2 protein-coding genes are annotated in these 460 nt (G+C 62.0%); one reads left to right on the plus strand and one right to left on the minus strand.

The annotated features are described in order from the left end of the window. Positions 1 to 212, plus strand: a 212-nt coding sequence (locus EN853_RS33140) for a DUF6429 family protein (protein ID WP_135856068.1), incomplete at its 5' end; no start/stop codon positions are given. Here the strand turns inward: EN853_RS33140 and EN853_RS33145 are convergent. Further along, on the minus strand, positions 193 to 460 hold a 268-nt coding region (locus EN853_RS33145; protein ID WP_135856069.1), incomplete at its 5' end, for a transposase domain-containing protein. The genes EN853_RS33140 and EN853_RS33145 overlap by 20 nt on opposite strands.

A 460-nucleotide genomic window follows, 5' to 3' on the forward strand; every position in this document is an offset into this window, starting at 1 on the left:
TTGATGATGCAGTCCTGGCGCTGCTTTGGCTGACCCTGCACAATGAACGGTGTGCTTGGAAAGGCTTTGACTGGGACGTGACGGATCGACTTCACCGGAAGGGATTGATCGCCGACCCGGTCAACAAGGCAAAATCCTTGGTTCTGACGGATGAGGGTCTTCGGCGCTCGGAGGAGCTGTTCCGCGCGCTGTTTACGCGGTCGACGCCATGAGCGCCCGAGTGGGCCGCCAGTTCCACGGCAGCAGCTCACTGAGCCGGTTCTGCGGCGTGTCGGCGATGCGGGAGAGGACATCGGCCAGCCAGGCCTGCGGATCGATGTCGTTGAGCTTTGCGGTGGTGATCAGCGTCGCCATGAAGGCGGCCCGATCGGCACCACGATCAGAACCTGCAAACAGCCAAGCTTTCCTGCCGAGAGCAAAACCACGCAGCGCACGTTCGGCGGCGTTGTTGGTGAGGCAG

The sequence above is a fragment of the Mesorhizobium sp. M1C.F.Ca.ET.210.01.1.1 genome (genome assembly GCF_004791585.1).
Classification (GTDB): Bacteria; Pseudomonadota; Alphaproteobacteria; order Rhizobiales; family Rhizobiaceae; genus Mesorhizobium.